Source organism: Cupriavidus sp. TMH.W2 (assembly GCF_050847365.1).
In the GTDB taxonomy this organism is placed as follows: Bacteria; Pseudomonadota; Gammaproteobacteria; order Burkholderiales; family Burkholderiaceae; genus Cupriavidus.
The window spans coordinates 1,641,929-1,662,341 of the sequence record NZ_CP193792.1; the positions used below are offsets into that span (position 1 = coordinate 1,641,929).

A 20,413-nucleotide genomic window follows, 5' to 3' on the forward strand; every position below is an offset into this window, starting at 1 on the left:
GCCGGGCCCATGACGAGGAGCGCCAATGAAGGTATTGCTGCGAGCCGTGCTGTTTTTCGATGCCCTGGTGGATCTGCTGCTGGGCATCCTGCTGTTGTTGTCCCCGTTTACCACGCTGTACGCGGCGCTGCAGTTGCCGCAGCCGCAGCCAGCCCTGTTCGGGCAGTTGCTGGGCGTGGCGCTGGTCGGCCTGGCCGTGCTGCTGTGGCAGGCCACGTTCAATGGCCAGCTGACCGTGCCGGTGGCGCGCACGGCCGGCTATGTGAACCTGGCCAGCGCCGTCCTGATCATTGCCTGGATGGTGTTCATGGATTTGCCGCTGGCAGGCGCGGGCAAGATCTGGCTGCCGGTGATGGCCGTGGTGCTGGCGTTTTTTGCGCTGGTGCAGATCCCCGCTTCCAGGCGCGTGCGCGACCGCGAACGGCGGCTGAAAGCCGAACGCGCACTGCAGGAACAGGAAAACAGGAAAGAAGTCCGCAAGGAACCCGGCGTCGCCCCCGCGGCGCGCCAAACGAATACCCCAGAATACCGGCGCGAGCCGGTCATCACGCCGCCGCCGGGCTATGGCCCCGGCACGGAAGTCGTGACCGAGCCCGTCCCGGAAGACACGCCATCGGCCCATCATGCACGACAAAATCCTCATTCTTGATTTCGGCTCGCAGGTCACGCAGCTGATCGCCCGCCGCGTCCGCGAGGCGCACGTCTATTGCGAGATCCACCCGAACGACGTCACCGACGCGTTCGTGCGCGAGTTCGCCCCCAAGGCCATCATCCTGTCGGGCAGCCACGCCAGCACCTATGAAGACCACCAGCTGCGCGCGCCGCAGGCCGTGTGGGACCTGGGCGTGCCGGTGCTGGGCATCTGCTACGGCATGCAGACCATGGCCGTGCAACTGGGCGGCAAGGTCGAGTGGAGCGACCAGCGCGAGTTCGGCTACGCTGAAATGCGCGCCCACGGCCATACCGGGCTGCTCAAGGACATCGAGGATTTCCGCACGCCGGAAGGCCACGGCATGCTCAAGGTCTGGATGAGCCACGGCGACAAGGTCACCGGCCTGCCGCCGGGCTTCAAGCTGATGGCTTCCACGCCGAGCTGCCCGATCGCCGGCATGGCCGACGAGGTGCGCCATTACTACGCCGTGCAGTTCCACCCGGAGGTCACGCACACCGTCAAGGGCCGCCAGATGCTGGAGCGCTTCGTGCTGCAGATCGCCGGCTGCGAGCCTGACTGGGTCATGCGCGACCATATCGAGGAAGCGGTCGCCAGGATCCGTGAACAGGTCGGCGATGAAGAAGTCATCCTGGGCCTGTCCGGCGGCGTCGATTCGTCCGTGGCGGCAGCGCTGATCCACCGCGCCATCGGCGACCAGCTCACCTGCGTGTTCGTCGACCACGGCCTGCTGCGCCAGGATGAAGGCAAGCTGGTAATGGAAATGTTCGTCGGCCGCCTGCACGCCAAGGTCGTGCATGTCGATGCGTCCGACCAGTTCCTCGGCCACCTGGCCGGCGTCACCGACCCCGAGCGGAAGCGCAAGATCATCGGCCGCGAGTTCGTTGAAGTGTTCCAGGCCGAGGCGAAGAAGCTGACCAACGCCAAGTGGCTGGCGCAGGGCACGATCTACCCGGACGTGGTGGAATCGGGCGGCACCAAGACCAAGAAGGCCACCACCATCAAGAGCCACCACAACGTCGGCGGCCTGCCCGAAACGCTGGGCCTGAAGCTGCTGGAGCCGCTGCGCGACCTGTTCAAGGACGAAGTGCGCGAACTCGGCGTGGCGCTGGGCCTGCCGCCCGAAATGGTCTACCGCCACCCGTTCCCGGGCCCCGGCCTGGGCGTGCGCATCCTGGGCGAAGTCAAGCGTGACTACGCCGACCTGCTGCGCCGCGCCGATGCCATCTTTATCGAGGAACTGCGCAAGACCATCGCCACCGAACAGGACGCCGCCGCGGGCCTGTGCGAGCCGGACCAGGTCGGCAAGAGCTGGTACGACCTGACCAGCCAGGCCTTCGCCGTGTTCCTGCCGGTCAAGTCTGTCGGCGTGATGGGCGACGGACGTACCTACGACTACGTCGTCGCGCTGCGCGCGGTGCAGACCACCGACTTCATGACCGCGCACTGGGCGCACCTGCCGTATGCGCTGCTGGGCCGTTGCTCGAACCGGATCATCAACGAAGTGCGTGGCTTGAACCGGGTGGTGTATGACGTGTCGGGGAAACCGCCGGCGACGATTGAGTGGGAGTGACGTGGAGCGGTTTTTAGTCAGGCATGCAAGGCGCCCTCGAGGCGCCTTGTCTTTTGGCTGCGCCCTGGACTGCCATGACTCCCCAGGGGACTAGCGCGGCGGCATCTCGGGCATGTCGCGCGGCGGCGTACCGTCATAGGTCCACAGGAACTGGCGCGGGATCGGTCCCTTGTTGCGGCCGCCCTGGTTGGTCTGCTCCCACGCATGCGCCAGGATGCCGACCGAGCGCGACAGGCAGAACAGCCCGCGTGCCAGCGGCGCGCGGAAGCCGAGTTCGGCGTAGATGACGGCGGTGGCGCCGTCGATGTTCATCGGGATGGGTTTGCTCCGGCCCGCCGCCAGTGCGTCCTCGATGGCCCGGGCGATGGCCGCGTAGCGCCCGTTCACGACGCCGTCGGCCGCGGCCTGCTCCACCAGTGCGAGCAGGCGCGGAGCGCGCGGATCGACCGGATGGAAGCGGTGGCCGAAGCCCGAGACGAACTTGCCATGATGGTCGCGATAGTGCTGCAGTGCGGCGGCGACGGCATCGCCCAGCGCGCTGCCGGCGTCGATGCGGCCGGCGACGTCCTCATACAGCGCCACCGCCTGTTCGCCGGCGCCGCCATGCACATCGCCCAGCACGTTGACGGCCGAGGCCATCGCATTGTTCAGCCCCACACCACAAGTCGCGGCCATGCGTGCAATGGCGATGCTGGGCGCCTGCGGACCGTGGTCGACCGCAGCCATCAGCGCCGCGTCGAGCAGCTCGCCCTGGCCCCGGCCGGGGAGCTCGCCGCGCAGCATCAGCCAGATCATCTGCGCGAACGAGACGCGGCCGATCAGTTGCTCGATGGGATAGCCGCGGTAGCGGATCTCGCCCGGGCGCATGTCGATGATTTCGGTGCGCCACCAGTCCTGCGACAGGCGCTGGCCAGGGTCCATGGTGCTGTCGCCGGCGTTGGCGTCGTGCTCGATGCCGGGCATGTTGCTGCTCATATCGCGCGCTCCTCGCTGAGTTGGTGGATATCTGCGTCGCTGTATCCCAGGTTGCCCAGGATCTCGCGCGTATGCTGGCCTAGTTCGGGCGGCGGTGTGTCGACTGCCGGCGCTTCGCGGTTGAGCTTGAAGCCGGTGCGCACCACGCGGATGTCGCGGCCGACGCCGGGCGCATTGGCGAAGCCACCGATCATGCCGCGGTCGCGCACCTGCGGATGCGCCAGCGTGTCGGGCACGCTCAGGACCGGGCCCGCCGGCACGCCGGCGTCGTTCAGCAGCGGCCACCAGTCCGTGGCCGGCTTCCTGGCCAGTTCCGCTTCCAGCGCCGCGGTCAGCGCAGCGCGGTTGGCCAGCCGCGCCTGGCGCTGGGCAAAGCGTTCGTCGGTGGCCAGCCCGGGCTTGCCCACCACGCGGCACACGGCCTCGAACTGCTCCTGCTTGTTGGCGGCGATATTGAGCAGGCCGTCGCCGGTGCGGAAGGTGCCGGATGGGCTCGCGGTCATGTTCTCGTTGCCCATCGGCACCGGGTCCTTGCCTGCGATCAGGTGGTTGGACACGACCCAGCCCATGGTGGCCAGCGTGGCCTCCAGCATCGACACATCGATGAAATAGCCCTCGGTGCGCTGGTGGTCCGCCAGCGATGCCGCCACGGCAAAGGCCGCGGTCAGGCCGCCGATGGTGTCCGACACCGGATACCCGACCCGGTACGGCGCGGTCTGCGGATCGCCGGTGATGCTCATCACGCCCGCCATGCCCTGGATGATCTGGTCATAGGCCGGCAGCTCCGCCAGCGGTCCGTCCTGGCCGAAGCCGGAGATCGCGCAGTAGATCAGGCGCGGGTTGTCCTGCTTCAGTGTTTCATAGCCCAGGCCAAGCCGGTCCATCACGCCGGGCCGGAAGTTCTCGACGACCACATCGGCGCTGCGCACCAGCTTGCGGAACACTTCCTTGCCGCGCGCGTGCTTGAGGTTGATGGTGATCGACTGCTTGCCGGGGTTCTGCGCCAGGAACGACACCCCCATCAGGCGCTGGTTCAGCTCGGCATCGGCGCCGAGCTGGCGCGCCAGGTCGCCGGTACCGGGGGTCTCGACCTTGATGACCTCGGCGCCCATATGGGCAAGCTGGTGGCAGCAGAAGGGCCCGGCCAGCACGTTGGTGAGGTCGAGCACGCGGATATTGCGCAGGGGCTTTTGCATGACGGTTTCCGATGTGGTGGCTTATTCGACACGCGCCCGGACTGGCGCCGGATGTCGCCCCAGCGCGTGTTCTCGATCTGGATAATGGCGCCAAGGTTCCTGGCCGAGCCGCCGCGCGGCTCGCTGCCTTCTTCGCCCTGGCCGCGGCCACCATGTCGCCTGCCTCGGACATTCTTCCGCATGGTTCTTTCAGATAGAACTAAATTCTATTTGATGGAACTTTAATGCCGAGTATCGACGACGCATAGCAGGGTATACCCGCGTTTTACGACCGTCCTGGACTTGTGTTCTACTAGACAGAACTAGTTGGGGAGCATTTCCATGGACGAGAACCAGGTATCCGGGTCGCCTGACAGGGCTGACGCTGCAGCACCCGAGAGTTCCAGCGGTGTCGCAGTGCTGGACCGCGCCTTCGCCATCCTTGGCGCCTTCGGTCCGGCTGACGAGCGCCTGACGCTGACGGAGCTGTCGCGCCGCACGAATCTGTACAAGAGCACGGTGCTGCGACTGCTGGCGGCCCTGGAGCACGGTGGCTTTATCCGCAAGCTGGAGGACGGGCAGTATGCGATCGGGCCGCAGCCTCTGCGGCTGGCGGCCATCTATCAGCGCTCGTTCCGTGTCGGCCCCGTGATCGAGCATCTGCTGGAGCAACTCAGCCGCGAACTCGGCGAGACCGCATCGTTCTACGTCCGGCAGGGGGATCGGCGACTCGTGCTGTATCGCGTCGAACCGGCGCGCGCGGTGCGCGTGTCAATCGGTGTCGGCGATGAATTCCCCATCGACCGCGGCGCCTCGGGCAAGGTGCTGCTCGCCTTCAGCGAGCCCGGCGACCAGCGCTGGCGCGACGTGCGCGAGGGCCCTTGGGCCGTGTCATATGGCGAGCGGGATGCCGAAACCGCCGCTGCCTCGGCGCCTGTATTCGATGCCACGGGCGAACTGGTAGGCGCCCTGACATTGTCCGGGCCGAAGCTCAGGCTCGGCGCCGCGCCGACCATGTTCGCGGCCGTGGCTACGCTGCTGAAGGCCGCCGGGCAGGCAACCGAGATCCTCGGCGGCAACCGGGCGCGCTTCGATGCCGGCATTTCGAAGCTGCAAATGGAGCAGATCCTTGGCAGCGGCGCCATCAGCGCTCAGCAAGCGCTGTAGCCAAAGGATGGCTACGGCGATGGCCGCGCTTGTTCAGACTGACTTGGCGAACAGCGAGGCGATATTGGCAAACGCCTTCAGCTCCAGCGCATTGCCCGACGGGTCCAGGAAGAACATGGTGGCCTGCTCGCCGACCTCACCCTTAAAGCGGATATGCGGTTCGATGATGAACTGCAAGCCGGCGGCCTTGAGCTTGTCGGCGGCCGCCTGCCAGTCGTGCATCGGCAGGACCGCGCCGAAGTGGCGCACCGGCACGGCATCGCCGTCCACCGCGCTGGTGCTGCGGTGGCCGCATTCTTCCGGCGCCAGGTGGGCCACGATCTGGTGGCCATAGAAATTGAAGTCGACCCAGTGTTCGGAGCTGCGGCCTTCGGGGCAGCCCAGCAGCTCGCCATAGAATTCGCGCGCGCTGGCGATGCTGTGGACTGGGAAGGCGAGGTGGAACGGGGGCAGGACTGCGGTGGATTCGCTCATGGTGTGGAGACTCTTGGCAATGGATGTGGGGTGGGGGGCGTGCGGCACGCAGCCACGCACCGCCCTGGAACCAGAGTCTATGCATGGTGAAAAATTAATAAAAGCGATATATTTTTGACCTTAGCTCCATGAAAATTGATGAATTGGCATGTTGCGAGAACTGCGCACCTTTATCGCCGTTGCGCGCCACGGCACCTTCGCCAACGCTGGCGCACACATTGGCCTGACGCAGTCGGCTGTCAGCGCGCAGATCCAGCGGCTGGAGTCAGAGCTTGGTTTCGCGCTGTTCGACCGCACCGGCCGTTCGGCGCGCCTGAACACCGCCGGGCGCGAAACCCTGGCGCTGGCCGAGGAGCTGGTCGTGCTGTACGAGCGGATCGGCCACCAGGGCTTCGACATCCAGGGCTCGGGCATGGTGCGCATCGGTGCCATCGCCTCGGCGCAAGCCACCTTCCTGGCCGATGCCATTGCCGCGTTCCGGGCCGAACTGCCCGCGTGCCGTGTGCGCATGGTGCCCGGCGTCTCGCTCAACCTGCTCGGCCAGGTCGACGCCGGCGAGATCGACATCGCCGTCATGATCCGGCCGCCCTATGCCTTGCCGGCCGAACTGGAGTGGCGCCCGCTGCTGGCGGAGCCTTTCGAACTGCTGGTGCCCGCCGACCAGGCCGGCATGGACTGGCGCGACGCAATCGCCACGGCACCCTTTATCCGCTATGACCGGGCCTCTTTCGGCGGCAGGCTGGTCGACCAGTTCCTGCGCAAGCAACGAATCGTGCCGCGGGAAGCCATCGAGCTCGACGAACTCGAAGGCATCGTGCAACTGGTGGCGCGCGGGCTCGGCGTGGGCCTGCTGCCCCGCATGCTGGCCGGCGGCGCGCGGCCGCCGGGCGTGACGGCACTGCCGCTGGGCGACGACACCTTCTATCGCGAAGTGGGGCTGGTCGAGCGTGCGCGGCACAGCCGCCAGCCAGTCGCGAGCCGGCTAGCCGACCATATCAGCGACGCGACGCAGGCGATGGTGGCGTCGGGTCGAAGGGATCGGCGTTGACCTGCAGCGCAAATGCAAATCGACACCCGTGCCGGGAAGAGGCGCCTCCTGTCTGCCGCTATTGGGACCGGTTCCCCCGAGTATCACCCAAGCGCGGCGAGCAGTGCCCTGGCGTCGCGCAAGTCCACTGTGTCCAGGCCTTCGCTGAATCCGCCATAGCTGTCGGCAAGCAACTGGCGGGCGTCGGCCTGCTTGCCCTGCAGCAGCCACAGTCGGCCCAAGGCCATTACCGCGCGCAGTTCCAGGGAGCGGGCCGCCTGGCGACGGGCGATCGCGATCGCCTGCTGGAAGCAGGCTTCTGCTTCAGCTTCGGCCTTGCTGCCGTCCCCCTTATCGTCGCAGTGCGGCCCCATCAGCGTTAGCTGTCCCTTGAGCCGGTACAGCTCGGCAACGTACACGCGTTCTTCGGTTCGGTCCGCGACCGCCAGCGCCTCGGCCAGCGTCGCAAGCCCTGTCTCGGCTTGCCCTGCGCTGGCGCATGCCTGCGCCAGCAGCGCCAGGAAAAGGGTCCGTAAAAGCTCGGCCCCAGTCGCGCAGTAGGCGTCCAAGCCCTGTCGTATCAGGTCTATGCCCTCTGTCGCACGTCCTTGTTCAGCCAGCGCCCAGCCCGAGAGGATGGTTCCACAAGCCAGCCCGTATGGCAGACCATGATCCGTTGCGAAGGCGACGAGGGCCTGTGCGAGATCGTACGCCGGCTGCACTTCGCGTCGGAACAGATGGACCTCGGCGGCGGAGAACAGGGCATTCGCCGAGTCAGGGGGGTGGGTCGGGGTCCGGGCCAGGGCGAGCGCCTCCTGGCTGCGCTCGCGAGCTTGATCCGGATAGCCAAGCAGCCACAGGTTCATGGCAATGAGGGCCAGCCCCTGCACGCCGGGTTCCAATCCATAGACGAAGCCATGCGACCGGTGCTGACGGGGGTCATAGAGCGCCATGGCCAGCTCGAGTTGCGCACGGGCGAGGGCCAGTTCGCCAAGATAGAAGCAATTGGCCCCCAATGCCCGGCGCGCCTGGATGAGCAGGGCGGGATCCTGCGCTTTTTCGGCCAGCGCAAGCAGTTGCTCCGCCAGCTCGCGCGCGGTCCGGAGTTCCGCGCGGACTGTGTAAAACGTGCGCAGCCCCAGCAGGGCAGGGAAGATCTGGGCTGTCTCCCCGAGCTGCCGACACAGCGCCAGCGCGCGCGCGTAGGTCGCCTCGACTTCCGGGGCGCCGAAGCCCTTGGTGGCCGTCCAGGCCGGGCCGAGGGTGATCTGGAGTGAGAGTTCCTGGCGTGCGCGCTGGGGACCGTCAGGCAGCGTTGCCAGCAACGTCAGGGCCATGGTCAGGTGGGTGACGGCTTCGGCGTCGGCAAAGCGATGCATTGCCTGGCGCCCGGCACAATGCAGGTACTCGATCGCCTTTGGCGTGTTGCCGCTGCGGCTGAAGTGATACGCCAGCTCGCTGCAGTGTTCCTCGCGTTGCGCGCCAGACAGGGCCTCGATCGCCTGGGCCGTGCGCTCATGCAGTGCACGACGCCGCTCGCCCAGCAAGGAGCCGTAGGTCACCTCCTGGGTCAGTGCGTGCTTGAAGCTGTACTCAACCTCCGGAAACGCCGGTTGCTCATAGATGAATTCCCCCGCTTGCAGCCGTGCCAGCAGGCGTTTGGTTATGTCCTCGGGCTGCTCGACCACGCGCGCGAGCAGGCTCCAGGGAAATACCTTGCCGATCACCGCCAGGGTCTGCAGCAGCGCTTTCTCGGCCGGCTGCAGGCGGTCGATGCGGGCGGCGAGCACCCCTTGCACGGTGGCCGGGATGTGAAGTTTGCCCGGGATCTGCTCGAGACGGTAATGCCCGCGCTCGCCGCGCAGCACCTGCCCCTCGACCAGTTCCTGCACCACTTCTTCGATGAAGAATGGATTGCCTTCGGTCAGCGCCAGGATCAGGTGCTCGAGCGGAGCAAGTCCGGCGGCATTGCCCAGCAGGGCTCGCAGCAGCTCCCGGGCTTCGGCTTCGCCCAGAGGATCCAGGCGCAGTTGGGTGTAGTAGCTCTTGCGGCTCCAGTCATGCCGGTACTCCGGCCGGAAGTTGACCAGCAGCAGGATGCGGGCGCTGGCCACGCTCTCGCCGAGAAAGCCGAGGAAGGCCTCGGTTTCGCTGTCGAGCCACTGCAGGTCCTCGATGATCAGCTCCAGCGGCTGGGCCAGGCTCTCGCGCACCAGCAGCCGCTTGATCGCCTCGAAGGTCCGCTGCTGGCGGATCTGGGCGTCCATCTGCGCCAGCGCCGAACCCGGCTCGGCGGCCCCGAGCAGGTGGAAAAGGTACGGCAGGCTGTCTTCGAGCGCGCGGTCCAGCGTCTGCAGCTTGCCGGTGAGTTTCTCGCGCCGCCGCCGCTCATCGTCTTGCGCCGTGATCTGGCAGTAGTTCCGCAGCAGCTCGATCAGTGGCAGATACGGATAAGCCTTGCCGTGCGAAATCGAGAAGGTTTCGAGCACCAGGCAATCGCGCGGCGCGAGGAGCTTGAACTCATGGAATAGCCGCGACTTGCCGACCCCTGGTTCGCCGACCACGCCAACGATCTGGCCATGTCCGGCCTGTGCCCGCGTCCGCGCTTCGCGCAGCTGCTCGAGCTCACGGGCACGGCCGACAAAGCGCGCCAGCCCGCGGCTGGCCGACACCTGCAGGCGCGTGCGCAGCGGGCCGGGACCGAGGACTTCGAAGACCGCGAGCGGCTCCGGCAGCCCCTTGATTGGCGTCGCGCCGAGCGCCCTGAACGCGAAATAGCCTTCGGTCAGGTTGCGGGTGTGTTCGCTTGCGATGATCGAGCCGGGCACCGCGATGCTCTCCATGCGCGAAGCAATGTGGATCGAATTGCCCACCGGGTCGTAGTCGGTGCGCAAGTCGTCGGTGCGGATCGCGCGCACCACCACTTCGCCGGAGTTGATGCCGACGCGGATCTGCAGTGCGATCCCCTGGGCGAGACGCACGCCGTCGGCATAGCGGCGCATGGCCTCCTGCATGCGCAGCGCCGCCAGCAGGGCCCGCTGCGGATGGTCTTCGTTCGCGATCGGCGCGCCGAACAGCGCCAGGATGCCATCGCCCATCGACTTGGCCACATAGCCTTCATAGTGATGCACGGCCTCCATCATCAGCGCCAGCACCGGGTCGATCAGGCGGCGCGCATCTTCGGGATCGAGGTCATGGATCAGCGCGGTCGAGCCGGCCATGTCGGCGAACAGCGCGGTGACCGTCTTGCGCTCGCCATCCGCCGGGCCGCGGGCTTCCATCTCTGCCTGCGCCGCCAGGATGCGCTGGGCCAGATAGGGCGGCGTGTAGTCGATGGGGGTGCTGGCCGCGATTGCCGGGACAGGGGGCACGGCGCTCAACGAAGCGCCGCATTCGTTGCAGAACTTGGCGCTGGCATTCGCCTCTTGCCCGCAGGCCGGGCAGACGCGCACAAGCCTGGCGCCGCATTCTTCGCAGAACTTGGCGCCTGCCGGATTCTCGAACCCGCAGACTGCGCAGCGCATCGGGCTTGTCTCCCTTTCGGGGCCCCGCAAGATTCACCAGTTCAATGTTATCAAGGCTCGCCCAGGAAACGGAAAGTATCGCTCGTTACGCGCAGGTCTTGTTGTCGCAATACTGGTCAGGCACTGAGTATGTCGGTGGCGGGCGCAGCACTTTCAAGCCGCGCGGGGTTTGTCTTTCCCGGCTTCCGTCGCTCACAGGAAGCCGATGGAAAACCACGGCACCAGCGTCAGCAGCAGCAAAGCCACCAGCAGCGCCGCCATGTGCGGCCAGACCCGCGGCATGGCCACGTCAGGCGAGACCCGCCCGATGGCGCAAGCCGCGTAGAAGCCGACACCGAACGGTGGCGCGAACAGTCCCAGGCCCATGGCGAAGATCACCACCATGGCGTAGTGGACTTCATGCACGCCGACGATCTTCGCGATCGGGAACAGCAGCGGGCCGAACAGCACGATGGCCGGGATGCCTTCCAGCAGGCTGCCCAGTAGTACGAAGGCCAGCGCCGACACCAGCAGGAAGCCGGTCTTGCCGCCCGGCACGGCGGCCATGATTTTCACCAGGTCGTCGGCAAAGCCCGACTGCGTCAGCGCCCATGCCATGGTGGTGGCGCAGCCGACAATCAGCAGGATCGCGCCGGACAGGGCGGCGGTATCGACCAGCATCGGGTAGATGCTGCGCCAGTGGAAGCGCCGGTAGACAAGGATGCCGGCGAGCACCGCATAGAAAATGCCGATGGTCGACACCTCGGTTGCCGTGGCCACGCCTTCAACCACGGCGGTGCGGATGATCACAGGCAAGGCCAGCGCCGGCAGCGCCACTAGCAGCGATTTCACGATCACGGCGCGCGGCGGGCGCACCACCGCGCTCATGTCTTCCTTGCGCGTCTGGAACCAGACCACGCAGGCCATCATGACCAGGCCCACCGCCGCCGGCATCAGGCCGCCGATAAACAGCGAGGTGATCGACACGCCGGTGACCGATCCCACCGTGATCAGTACGATGCTGGGCGGGATCGTTTCGGACATCGCGCCGGATGCCGACAACAGTCCGATCAGGTCGCCGTCCCTGGCGCCGCGCTGCTTCATTTCCGGGAACAGGGCGGGCGCGACCGCTGCCATGTCGGCGGCTTTCGCGCCGGAGATGCCGGACACGATATACATGGCGCCGAGCAGCACATACTGCAGGCCGCCGCGCACATGCCCGATCAGGTTGGCGAGGAAGCTGATCATGGCGCGCGCCAGGCCCGTCATTTCGATCAGCGCGCCCAGGAATACGAACAGCGGCACGGCCAGCAGGATCAGGTGCGACATGCCTTCCTGCATGCGGTTCGGGACGATCGACAGCGGGGTCGTGGTGGTGAAGGCCAGGTAGCACATGGTGGCCAGGCCGAAGGCAAAGGCGATCGGCACGCCAATGGCCACGCAGACGACCAGCATGATCAGGAAGAAGATCACCAGGTTGATGTTGCCGAGTTCCGCCAGCACTGGGGACAAGGTCCACAACGCTGCGCCTGCTGCGCCCACCGCCACGCCGCTGACGAGAACCCGCTTCCGGTCGACCTGCGCGACCAGCCGGATGACGGCCGTCGCCAGCATCAACAGGGTGCCGGCGAGCACTGCCGCGGAGCGGTAGCCTTCACTGATCTCCAGCGTCGGCGACGAGACGTCGATGTGTTCACTCAGGTGCTCATAGGCCGGCCAGACCAGCATCAGGAGGAAGGCCACCACCAGCCACATGCCGATGGCATTGAGCCAGGCGCGCCTGGCCGGCGCCAGGTTCTTGATGAAGGTGGTCAGCTGCATATGTGCGCTGCGCTGCAACGCAATGATGGCGCCCAGCATCGCCAGCCAGAGGAACAGGATGCTGGCCAATTCATCGGTCCAGGGGATCGGCGCATGCAGGACATAGCGCGCGAAGGCGCCGCCGCCCAGGATGGCGATCTCCGCCAGCACGATCAGCGCGGCCGGAACCTCCACGACCCAGCGCATGGCGCGGCCCCAGCAGGCAAGGACGGCGCCTGGTTTGCGCGGCGCGGCAGCGAAGGTTTCGGCAGTGTGCTCCATCGTCGTGTCTCCATGCGGCACGCGCTGATGCGCGGCGTCTCGTGCGGTCTGGTGTTGTGGCGTCAGGCCAGGCGGCCCGCGTATTTCTCGAGCTTGGCCCAGGCTTCCTCGCCGTATTTCTTCTTCCACTCGGTATAGAAGCCGGCGCTTTGCAGCATCTGGCGGAAGGGCGCGGGATCGGGCCGGTTCAGCGTGATGCCCAGCTTGCTCAGTTCCGCCTGCGCGTCGACATTCAGCCTGGCGATGTCTTCGCGCTGGCGCAGCGCCGCGCTGTTGAAATGGGTGGCGATGGACGCCTGCACTTCCTGGGGCAGCGTCTGGAACTTCTTTGCGTTGCCGAAGATGAAGTGGCCATCCCAGGTATGCGCGGTGAGCGAGCAGAACTTCTGGACTTCGTAGAGCTTGGCGCTGCGGATCAGGGCGAGCGGATTCTCCTGGCCGTCCACCACGCGTGTCTGCAGCGCGGAGTAGAGCTCGCCGAACGGAATCGCGGTCGGTGCGGCGCCAAGCGCCTTGAACATCGAGATCCAGAGCGGGATGCCGGGCACGCGGATCTTGAATCCTTTCAGGTCCGCGGGGGTCTGGACGGGCTGGCTGGCCGACGTGATATTGCGATAGCCATTGTCCAGGCACTTGTCGAACACGTGCAGGTTGACCTTGCCCAGCGCGGCCCGCACGTGCGCGCCGACGTCGCCATCCATGGCCGCCCAGACCGTGGCGTAATCCTTGAAGGCAAAGGCGACCCCGTTGATGCCGGCGGTCGGCACCAGCGTCTGCAGGTTGGTGCCGGCGGTGGACATGAAATCCATGGCCCCGGCGCGGGTTTGCGAGATCATGTCGGGCTCGCTGCCCAGCTGGCTGGCGGGATAGACCTGGAGGTCCACCTTGCCGCCGGTATCCTTGCGGATCGCTTCCGCGGCTTCCTTGATGCGCAAGGTGCCGGGATGGTCCGCCGGAAACGCCGTGCCGTATTTGAGCCGGATGGTGGCCTGGGCCAGGCCATGGCGCGTCGACAACGCGAGCGCGAGACTGCCGGCTGCCAGCGCGCCGAACTGGCGGCGTGTCAGGGAAATAGTCATGGTGGTGTTCGCTCCTGTATCAGAAGGTTGGCCGCTTTATTGACCTGGCGGCCTGGGCAGCAATGCGGACGCGCCCCGGTGTGCCAGTACCGCCAGGTAAGCGGCAAGGCGGGCGGCAAGGGGCGCCGGCCACGGCGTGGTGCCGAATACGGCAGCGTGCCCCAGCGCCTGGCGGACGGCCTCGGCGTCGCAGCCTGCGCTGCGCAGGCGATCGGCCAATGCAGCGGCGCCGGGGTCGCCGATCGCAAGTGCGTCGCCGCGGTCGCTGCGGCCGGTTCGCAGGTAATGCAGCCACATCGCCAGCGCACGCTCAAGGAATGGGCGTTCGATGCCTGCGCTGCAGCTTTCGCGCAAGGCGGGCAGCCAGCGTACGGGGATCTTCTGCGTGCCATCGGTTGCGATCTGCGCGGTCAGGTGCGCCAGCGCGGTGTTCTCGAAGCGATGCAGCAGTGCGCGGCAGTAGCGCTCGACGTCATAGCCTGGCGGTGCCGCAACGGTGGCGTGCAAGTCTGCCATCACGCCCCGCGCAAAGGCTGCGGCAGCGGGATTTGCCATGACATCCGCGATGCTGGCGAATCCGCAAAGCTGTCCGGCATAGGCCATTGCCGAATGGGTGCCGTTGAGCAGGCGCAGCTTCATCGCCTGATAGGGCCGGACATCGGTCGTCAGCAGCGCGCCACCGGCTTCCCATGCGGGCCGCGGACCGGCAAAACGGTCTTCGATGACCCATTGCGTGAAGGGCTCGCAGACGACGGCGGCCTCGTCGCGCACGCCGAGATGCTGGCTGGCCAGGTCGAGCGATGCGGCGCTGGCGGCCGGCACGATCCGGTCGACCATGGAGTTGGGCAGCGCGATGTTGTCTTCGATGCGCCGGGCCAGTTCCGGGTTGGACAATTCGGCGAACTGCATCAGCAGCCGACGCAGGGTGTCGCCATTGTCCGCCATGTTGTCGCAGCACACCACGCTGAGCAGGGCGCCGCGCGGCCGGCGGCGGATGCCCGCCGCGAGGATGCCGAGGGTGCTGCGGGGGCGCTCCGGGTTGGCCAGATCGTGGCGGATGTCGGCATCGTCCAGGTCGAGCCCGGCCGTGGACGGGTGCTGGCTGTAGCCCTTCTCGGTCACGGTGCTGGTGACGACGCAGACCGCCGGGTCAGCGATGGCGTCGATGACCTGCTGCAGGGCCTGCGGCGCATACAGCGATGCGACGACAGCGCCGACGATCCGGGTGTGGCTGCTATCGCCGTGACCCTCGGTGACGGAATAGAGATGGTCCTGGGCTTGCAGCATGTTGCCCGTGGCGGGGCTGCGCAAGCTCACGCCGACAATGCCCCAGCGGGGGTCGCCCTGTGCCAGGGCAGCTTCCGTATACAGCGCCTGATGGGCGCGGTGGAATGCGCCCAGACCCAGATGCACGATGCCTGCGCTCAGGCGGGCGCGCTCGTAGCGAGGACGCTCGACCCCGGCACGCACCTTGAGGAGGGTGCGTTGTGACAGGCGAAGATGGCTTGCTGCCATGGCGGAAGTCGGTTGCATATCTATAAAAAATCACATTCCTTTGTCATCTACCATGGTAGTGCGTCGGTGTTATGCACTGTAGCGGTGACGTTTTGACGAATCCATGCGGGTTTACGCCGAAACATGTCCAAAACATTGACGTGCTACCATGGCAGTAACATTCAAATATCCGACCCCAAATGCGCGCCTCCCGTATCTCGCTCGTCCGCGAAAATTCCCAGGAAGCCCTGAATCCCGATGAGATCCTGGCCCGTGCGCTGGCCGGGTTCCAGCTCGAAAAGGACCGTTCCTATACCGCCCAGGTCCACGCGGTGCTCCAGCGCGCCATCGTGCGCGGCACGCTGCCCCCGCGCATGGCGCTGTCCGAGGCGGCAATTTCCCAGGCGATCGAAGTCAGCCGCACACCGGTGCGCGAAGCCCTGGCCATGCTTGCCGACGAACAACTGGTGCAGATCTACCGGCAGGTCGGCACGATCGTCGCGCCGGTACGAACCGCACTGATCGAAGAGGGGCGTTTCGTGCGCTGCACGCTGGAATGTGCCAATCACGTGCAACTGGCGCTGTCCATCACGAGCGAGCAGCTGGCCGAGTTCGGCAGCATCGTCGCGCGCCAGCGCGCCGCGGTCGCCGGCAACCAGACGGATTTGTTCTCGGAGTTGGATGAGCTGATGCACCGCAGGCTGTTCGAGTTTGCGGGCCGGCACAACGTCTGGGCCATGCTCGAGCCCATCAAGCGGCATTTCGACCGGGTGCGCTGGCTGCTGCTGGGCCGGGTGGCCGACCACGCCAGCCGCGCGCTGCAGGAGCACGAACAGATGCTGGCGCAGATGGCGGCGCGCGATGTCGCGGGCCTCGGGGCCAGTGTCGCCTCGCATATCAACCACATCACCGAGCATCTCCAGGCGCTGCGCAAGCAGGCGCCGGAGAGCTATTTCACTGACTGACCTCGCGGGGGAACGCGACTTGAAGATCGAATCGGTACAAACCATTGTCACCTGTCCGGGGCGCAACTTTGTCACGGTCAAGGTGATGACGGATGAAGGCGTTTACGGCCTGGGCGATGCCACGCTCAACGGGCGGGAACTGGCGGTCAAGGCCTACCTGGACGAGCATGTGATCCCGTGCCTGATCGGGCGCGATCCCCGCAATATCGAAGATATCTGGCAATACCTGTATCGCGGCGCCTACTGGCGCCGTGGCCCGGTGACGATGACGGCCATCGCCGCCATCGACATGGCGCTGTGGGATATCAAGGGCAAGCTGGCCGGCATGCCGGTGTACCAGTTGCTGGGTGGCAGGAGCCGGCAGGGACTGATGGTATATGGCCACGCCAACGGGCGCGACCATGCCGAGGCCGTGGAGGCCGTGCAGCGTCACGTGGAGCAGGGCTACAAGGCCATCCGCGTGCAGTCCGGCGTGCCCGGTCTGGGCAAGGTGTATGGCGTGGGCAAGGGTGGCGGGCATTACGAACCCGCCGAGAAAGGCCTGCCACCGGAAGAGCCCTGGGATACCTCGCTCTACCTGCGCCATACGCCCGAACTGTTCCGCAAGGTGCGCGACGCCGTGGGTTTCGGCCCCCACCTGCTGCACGACGCCCACCACCGCCTGACGCCGGTCGAGGCCGCGCGGCTCGGCAAGGCGCTTGAGCCCTTCAGCCTGTTCTGGCTGGAAGACGCCACCCCGGCAGAGAACCAGGAGGCGTTCCGGCTGATCCGCCAGCACACCACCACGCCGCTGGCCGTGGGGGAGATCTTCAACTCGGTCTGGGACTGCAAGACGCTGATCAGCGAGCAGCTGGTCGACTACATCCGCGCCACCATCGTCCATGCGGGCGGCATCACCCACGTGCGGCGCATCGCGGACTTCGCAGCCATGTACCAGGTACGGACAGGGTTCCATGGGGCGACCGACCTCTCGCCGGTGTGCATGGCGGCCGCGGTGAACTTCGGGCTGTGGGTGCCCAACTTCGGCATCCAGGAGTTGATGCCGCACAGCGAACTGACCGATGCGGTCTTTCCGCACAACTACCGCTTCGAAGACGGCTACCTGGTCATGGACGAGGTGCCGGGCCTGGGCGTCGATATCGACGAGGCGCTGGCCGCGAAGTATCCGTACGAACGTGCCTACCTGCCGGTCGCCCGGCTGGCGGATGGCTCCATGTGGCACTGGTAGCCGGAGTTTCCGATGCTCAGCATTGTCGTCGAAGAACCCAACAGCATGGCCGTCTGCGAGCGGCCGATGCCGGAGCCTGCCGCTGGCGAGGTGCGCGTGCGCGTGCGCTATGCCGGCATCTGCGGCTCCGACCTGCATATCTTCCGCGGTCACAATCCGTTCGTGGCCTATCCGCGCGTCATCGGCCATGAGTTCGTCGGCACCATCGATGCCGTCGGTGCCGGCGTCGACGCGTCACGCATCGGTCAGCGCGTGGTGGCGGATCCGGTCATCAGTTGCGGGCAATGCCACGCGTGCCGGATTGGCCGCCAGAACGTGTGCAGCCGGCTCCAGGTGATCGGGGTGCACCGCGACGGCGGCTTCAGCGAGTACGCCTGCATACCGGCCGGCAATGCCTATGTGATCCCGGACGGCATGCCGGAAGCCAGCGCTTCGGTGATCGAGCCGTTTGCCGTGGCCGCCAATGTGACGCACCGCACCGGCGTGCTCGCGCAGGATGTGGCGTTGATCTATGGCGCGGGGGCAGTCGGGCTCAATCTGATGCAGGTCCTCAAGCGCGTCCATGGCATCCGCGCCTACATCACGGATCACCTCGACGAGCGCCTGGCGCTCGCGCGGCAATGCGGTGCCGGTGAGGATGAGGTCATCAACACCGCGCGCGAGCCGATCGAACAGGCGCTGGCGGCGCGAGGCGTGGCAGGCGGGCCGACACTGATCTATGACGCCGTATGCCATCCGGCCATCCTGGAGGAGGCCGTGCGCATCGCGGCACCGGCCGGGCGTATCGGTGTGTTGGGCTTTTCATCAACCCCATCGGCGATCCCGCAGCAGGAACTCACCAAGAAGGAACTGACGCTGTATGCCTCGCGGCTGAATTGCGCGATGTTCCCGACGGTGCTTGACTGGATCGCGCAAGGCCTGGTCAATCCCGGGCAAATTGTCACGCACCACGTCGGTTTCCGCGATGTTGCCGACGCCTTCGCGCTGGCCGAGCGCAATCCGCGCGAATGCTGCAAGGTGCTGCTCGACTTTGGCCAAGGTGCTTGACTTGACCGGTATCCGGCGCCTCGATGTCACGGTCGAGTTCGACACTCGCGCCTGCAGGGCGTTGGCGGAGGCACCTGGCCATCGAGGCTGGCGGTTTATCTTTGTTGTAAAAAGAACACCTTTAGTGAACAAATTAACGATCTGTTAAACCTTGGGTTGGCACGGGTTTGCGCAACGTGTATTTTGAACACTATGGGTGATCAAAATCACGGAAAACTAAACCAGCTCCTGGCAGCGCTTGGCGACACCACCCTGGTTTCCAGCCGGTGGCTGCGGGCGCATGGGTATTCCAACAGCCTTGTCGCACGCTATGTGGCCAGCGGCTGGATGGTCTCGCCAGCGCGTGGCGTCTACATGAGGCAGGGTGGCCGCCTGCAATGGCAAGGCGTGGTCCATAGCCTCCAGGCCAACGAGGCATTGCCGCTGCACGTTGGCGGGCGCTTTGCGCTGGCGATGCAGGGGCATGAGCACTACCTGCGCCTGGGCGAAGCCGCCACGATCACGCTCTACGGGCCAGAACGGCTGCCGGGCTGGGTGGGCAAGCTGCCATTGAACGAGCACTTCGAATTTCACGGCAAGGGTCCTTTTGACTTGCCGGCGTTGCGCTTCATGCCCGATCTGCCGGAGCAGGCGCTGCTCGATCAGGGATTGACGTGGCACGAGATCAGTCCGGGCACCGATGCCCTGGCTTGTGCCACGCCCGAGCGGGCCATGCTGGAACTATGCGATGGCGTGGGAAATGCGGCCCTGGTCTATGAGGTCGATGCGCTGATGCAGGCGATGACGACGCTGCGGCCGCAGCGCGTCGGCATGCTGCTGCGCCATTGCCGCAGCATCAAGGCCAAGCGCCTGTTTCTGGCGCTCGCCGAACGCCACAGGCATGCATGGATGGCGCATGTCCCGCTCGATGGGGTCGATCTGGGCCGGGGCAAGCGCGCGCTGGTGCCCGGCGGGCGCCTGCACCCGACCTATCAGATTACTTTGCCTGGAGACCTGGATGAGCATCTGGGATAAGCGCTATACCGACCGGGTGCAATTGCTGGTCGAGATCCTGCCGGTCCTGGCGAAAGAGCCGCGCTTCGCGCTTAAAGGGGGCACGGCGATCAATCTGTTCGAGCATGACCTGCCGCGGTTGTCGGTGGACATCGACCTGGCCTGGTTGCCGGTACATGACTTCGCCGAGGATGCGGCCCTGATCGCTGCGGCATTGGAGCAACTGGCCGATGCGCTGCGCGCCCGGCCGCTGCAACTGCAGGTGCAGTCGTCGGCCGGCGAGGGTACGCGGTCGGTGACGCGACTGGTGGCCAGCCGTGGCCGCGCGCGCGTGCAGATCGAGACCACACCGGTCATGCGCGGCACCGTGCATCCGGTGCGCAGCATGGTGGTCAGGCCGAAGGTGGAAGAGGCTTTCGGCTTTGCCTCCATGCAGGTGCTGGATTTCGCCGATCTTTATGCCGGCAAGCTGGCCGCCGCCTTGTCGCGGCAGCATCCGCGCGATCTGTTCGACGTCAGCCTGCTGCTGAAGGACGGGCGCGCGGATGAGAGGCTTTGGCGGACATTCCTCGTGTACCTGACGTGCAGCCCCAAACCTGCCTGGGAGATGCTGGCCCCTCGGGTGCCCGCGGATTTCGCGGCAACATTCGACGCGCATTTCAAGGGGATGACTGCCGAGCCGGTCAGCGCGCAAGGACTGCTGGAAAGCCGCGAGCGCCTGCTGGCAAAAGTGGCGGGTTGGCTGGATGAGCCATCCTGCGCGTTTCTTGGGTCTGTGGAGGACGAGAAGCCGGATTTCGCGCTCATAGGACTTCCTCACGCAAGCGAGTTGCCGGGGGTGCGGCGCAAGTTGCATAACCTGGCGCAGCGCTCCGCAGCCAAGCGGGAGGCGGATCGTCGGGAGTTGAAGCAGGCATTGGCGCGAATCACAGGGCGGGGTGTCTGACGGGGTGGGCGGCAG

The 20,413-nt window shown here is 66.2% G+C and carries 16 protein-coding genes; 9 read left to right on the plus strand and 7 right to left on the minus strand.

Features of this window, described 5'->3' with window-relative positions:
- The first annotated feature begins 25 nt into the window (after positions 1-25).
- Both ACREYQ_RS07540 and guaA read left to right on the plus strand, forming a co-directional pair.
- Positions 26-649 (plus strand): hypothetical protein, encoded by a 624-nt coding sequence (locus ACREYQ_RS07540; protein WP_432260119.1) that lies wholly within the window; start codon positions 26-28, stop codon positions 647-649.
- The gene (guaA, locus tag ACREYQ_RS07545; RefSeq protein ID WP_432260120.1) at positions 624-2,243 is read left to right on the plus strand and encodes a glutamine-hydrolyzing GMP synthase; all 1,620 of its coding nucleotides are present in this window, start codon (positions 624-626) and stop codon (positions 2,241-2,243) included. Before ACREYQ_RS07540 ends, guaA begins: the two co-directional genes overlap by 26 nt.
- 90 nt (positions 2,244-2,333) lie before the next feature.
- On the opposite strand, the gene ACREYQ_RS07550 is transcribed toward guaA, so the two are convergent.
- Positions 2,334-3,218: a citryl-CoA lyase gene (locus ACREYQ_RS07550; protein WP_432260121.1), complete on the minus strand. Its 885-nt coding sequence runs from the start codon at positions 3,216-3,218 to the stop codon at positions 2,334-2,336.
- Positions 3,215-4,414, minus strand: a complete 1,200-nt coding sequence (locus ACREYQ_RS07555; protein ID WP_432260122.1) for a CaiB/BaiF CoA transferase family protein — start codon at positions 4,412-4,414, stop codon at positions 3,215-3,217. The genes ACREYQ_RS07550 and ACREYQ_RS07555 overlap by 4 nt, the downstream gene beginning before the upstream one ends.
- A 321-nt stretch (positions 4,415-4,735) precedes the next feature.
- On the opposite strand from ACREYQ_RS07555, the gene ACREYQ_RS07560 reads away from it, so the two are divergent.
- Positions 4,736-5,560 (plus strand): IclR family transcriptional regulator, encoded by an 825-nt coding sequence (locus ACREYQ_RS07560; protein ID WP_432260123.1) that lies wholly within the window; start codon positions 4,736-4,738, stop codon positions 5,558-5,560.
- A 33-nt stretch (positions 5,561-5,593) separates the two neighbouring features.
- Here ACREYQ_RS07560 and ACREYQ_RS07565 read toward each other — a convergent pair whose 3' ends face one another.
- A complete protein-coding gene (locus ACREYQ_RS07565; protein ID WP_432260124.1) occupies positions 5,594-6,034 on the minus strand; it encodes a VOC family protein in 441 nt (146 codons plus the stop codon).
- Positions 6,035-6,182: 148 nt separating this feature from the next.
- On the opposite strand from ACREYQ_RS07565, the gene ACREYQ_RS07570 reads away from it, so the two are divergent.
- Positions 6,183-7,082: a LysR family transcriptional regulator gene (locus ACREYQ_RS07570; RefSeq protein WP_432260125.1), complete on the plus strand. Its 900-nt coding sequence runs from the start codon at positions 6,183-6,185 to the stop codon at positions 7,080-7,082.
- Between the two features lie 83 nt (positions 7,083-7,165).
- Here ACREYQ_RS07570 and ACREYQ_RS07575 read toward each other — a convergent pair whose 3' ends face one another.
- From ACREYQ_RS07575 to ACREYQ_RS07590, 4 genes are all read right to left on the minus strand, one after another.
- Positions 7,166-10,585 (minus strand): adenylate/guanylate cyclase domain-containing protein, encoded by a 3,420-nt coding sequence (locus ACREYQ_RS07575; protein ID WP_432260126.1) that lies wholly within the window; start codon positions 10,583-10,585, stop codon positions 7,166-7,168.
- A 192-nt stretch (positions 10,586-10,777) separates the two neighbouring features.
- Complete coding sequence (locus ACREYQ_RS07580; RefSeq protein WP_432260127.1) at positions 10,778-12,646, minus strand: TRAP transporter large permease subunit; 1,869 nt, start codon at positions 12,644-12,646, stop codon at positions 10,778-10,780.
- A 62-nt stretch (positions 12,647-12,708) separates the two neighbouring features.
- Positions 12,709-13,725: a TRAP transporter substrate-binding protein gene (locus ACREYQ_RS07585; protein ID WP_432260128.1), complete on the minus strand. Its 1,017-nt coding sequence runs from the start codon at positions 13,723-13,725 to the stop codon at positions 12,709-12,711.
- Positions 13,726-13,761: 36 nt separating this feature from the next.
- Positions 13,762-15,240, minus strand: a complete 1,479-nt coding sequence (locus ACREYQ_RS07590; protein ID WP_432260129.1) for a mannitol dehydrogenase family protein — start codon at positions 15,238-15,240, stop codon at positions 13,762-13,764.
- 179 nt (positions 15,241-15,419) lie between these two features.
- Between ACREYQ_RS07590 and ACREYQ_RS07595 the strand changes: the two genes are divergently transcribed.
- From ACREYQ_RS07595 to ACREYQ_RS07615, 5 genes are all read left to right on the plus strand, one after another.
- Complete coding sequence (locus ACREYQ_RS07595; RefSeq protein WP_432260130.1) at positions 15,420-16,184, plus strand: GntR family transcriptional regulator; 765 nt, start codon at positions 15,420-15,422, stop codon at positions 16,182-16,184.
- Positions 16,185-16,203: 19 nt separating this feature from the next.
- Entirely contained in the window at positions 16,204-17,412 is a 1,209-nt protein-coding gene (gene manD / locus ACREYQ_RS07600; RefSeq protein WP_432260131.1) for a D-mannonate dehydratase ManD, read from the plus strand.
- 12 nt (positions 17,413-17,424) lie between these two features.
- Positions 17,425-18,459 (plus strand): Zn-dependent oxidoreductase, encoded by a 1,035-nt coding sequence (locus ACREYQ_RS07605; protein ID WP_432260132.1) that lies wholly within the window; start codon positions 17,425-17,427, stop codon positions 18,457-18,459.
- A 192-nt stretch (positions 18,460-18,651) separates the two neighbouring features.
- Positions 18,652-19,473 carry a type IV toxin-antitoxin system AbiEi family antitoxin domain-containing protein gene (locus tag ACREYQ_RS07610; RefSeq protein WP_432260377.1) on the plus strand — a complete coding sequence of 274 codons (822 nt, stop codon included), beginning with the start codon at positions 18,652-18,654 and terminating at the stop codon, positions 19,471-19,473.
- Positions 19,457-20,398 carry a nucleotidyl transferase AbiEii/AbiGii toxin family protein gene (locus tag ACREYQ_RS07615; protein WP_432260133.1) on the plus strand — a complete coding sequence of 314 codons (942 nt, stop codon included), beginning with the start codon at positions 19,457-19,459 and terminating at the stop codon, positions 20,396-20,398. The genes ACREYQ_RS07610 and ACREYQ_RS07615 overlap by 17 nt, the downstream gene beginning before the upstream one ends.
- Positions 20,399-20,413: the final 15 nt, after the last annotated feature.

Coding starts and splice junctions, on each gene's coding strand:
- ACREYQ_RS07590 (WP_432260129.1), bottom strand. CDS start 15,240: ATGGCAGCAAGCCATCTTCGCCTGTCACAACGCACCCTCCTCAAGGTG.
- ACREYQ_RS07560 (WP_432260123.1), top strand. CDS start 4,736: ATGGACGAGAACCAGGTATCCGGGTCGCCTGACAGGGCTGACGCTGCA.
- ACREYQ_RS07540 (WP_432260119.1), top strand. CDS start 26: ATGAAGGTATTGCTGCGAGCCGTGCTGTTTTTCGATGCCCTGGTGGAT.
- ACREYQ_RS07615 (WP_432260133.1), top strand. CDS start 19,457: ATGAGCATCTGGGATAAGCGCTATACCGACCGGGTGCAATTGCTGGTC.
- ACREYQ_RS07550 (WP_432260121.1), bottom strand. CDS start 3,218: ATGAGCAGCAACATGCCCGGCATCGAGCACGACGCCAACGCCGGCGAC.
- ACREYQ_RS07555 (WP_432260122.1), bottom strand. CDS start 4,414: ATGCAAAAGCCCCTGCGCAATATCCGCGTGCTCGACCTCACCAACGTG.
- ACREYQ_RS07605 (WP_432260132.1), top strand. CDS start 17,425: ATGCTCAGCATTGTCGTCGAAGAACCCAACAGCATGGCCGTCTGCGAG.
- ACREYQ_RS07570 (WP_432260125.1), top strand. CDS start 6,183: ATGTTGCGAGAACTGCGCACCTTTATCGCCGTTGCGCGCCACGGCACC.
- ACREYQ_RS07580 (WP_432260127.1), bottom strand. CDS start 12,646: ATGGAGCACACTGCCGAAACCTTCGCTGCCGCGCCGCGCAAACCAGGC.
- guaA (WP_432260120.1), top strand. CDS start 624: ATGCACGACAAAATCCTCATTCTTGATTTCGGCTCGCAGGTCACGCAG.
- ACREYQ_RS07585 (WP_432260128.1), bottom strand. CDS start 13,725: ATGACTATTTCCCTGACACGCCGCCAGTTCGGCGCGCTGGCAGCCGGC.
- ACREYQ_RS07610 (WP_432260377.1), top strand. CDS start 18,652: ATGGGTGATCAAAATCACGGAAAACTAAACCAGCTCCTGGCAGCGCTT.
- ACREYQ_RS07565 (WP_432260124.1), bottom strand. CDS start 6,034: ATGAGCGAATCCACCGCAGTCCTGCCCCCGTTCCACCTCGCCTTCCCA.
- ACREYQ_RS07595 (WP_432260130.1), top strand. CDS start 15,420: ATGCGCGCCTCCCGTATCTCGCTCGTCCGCGAAAATTCCCAGGAAGCC.
- ACREYQ_RS07575 (WP_432260126.1), bottom strand. CDS start 10,585: ATGCGCTGCGCAGTCTGCGGGTTCGAGAATCCGGCAGGCGCCAAGTTC.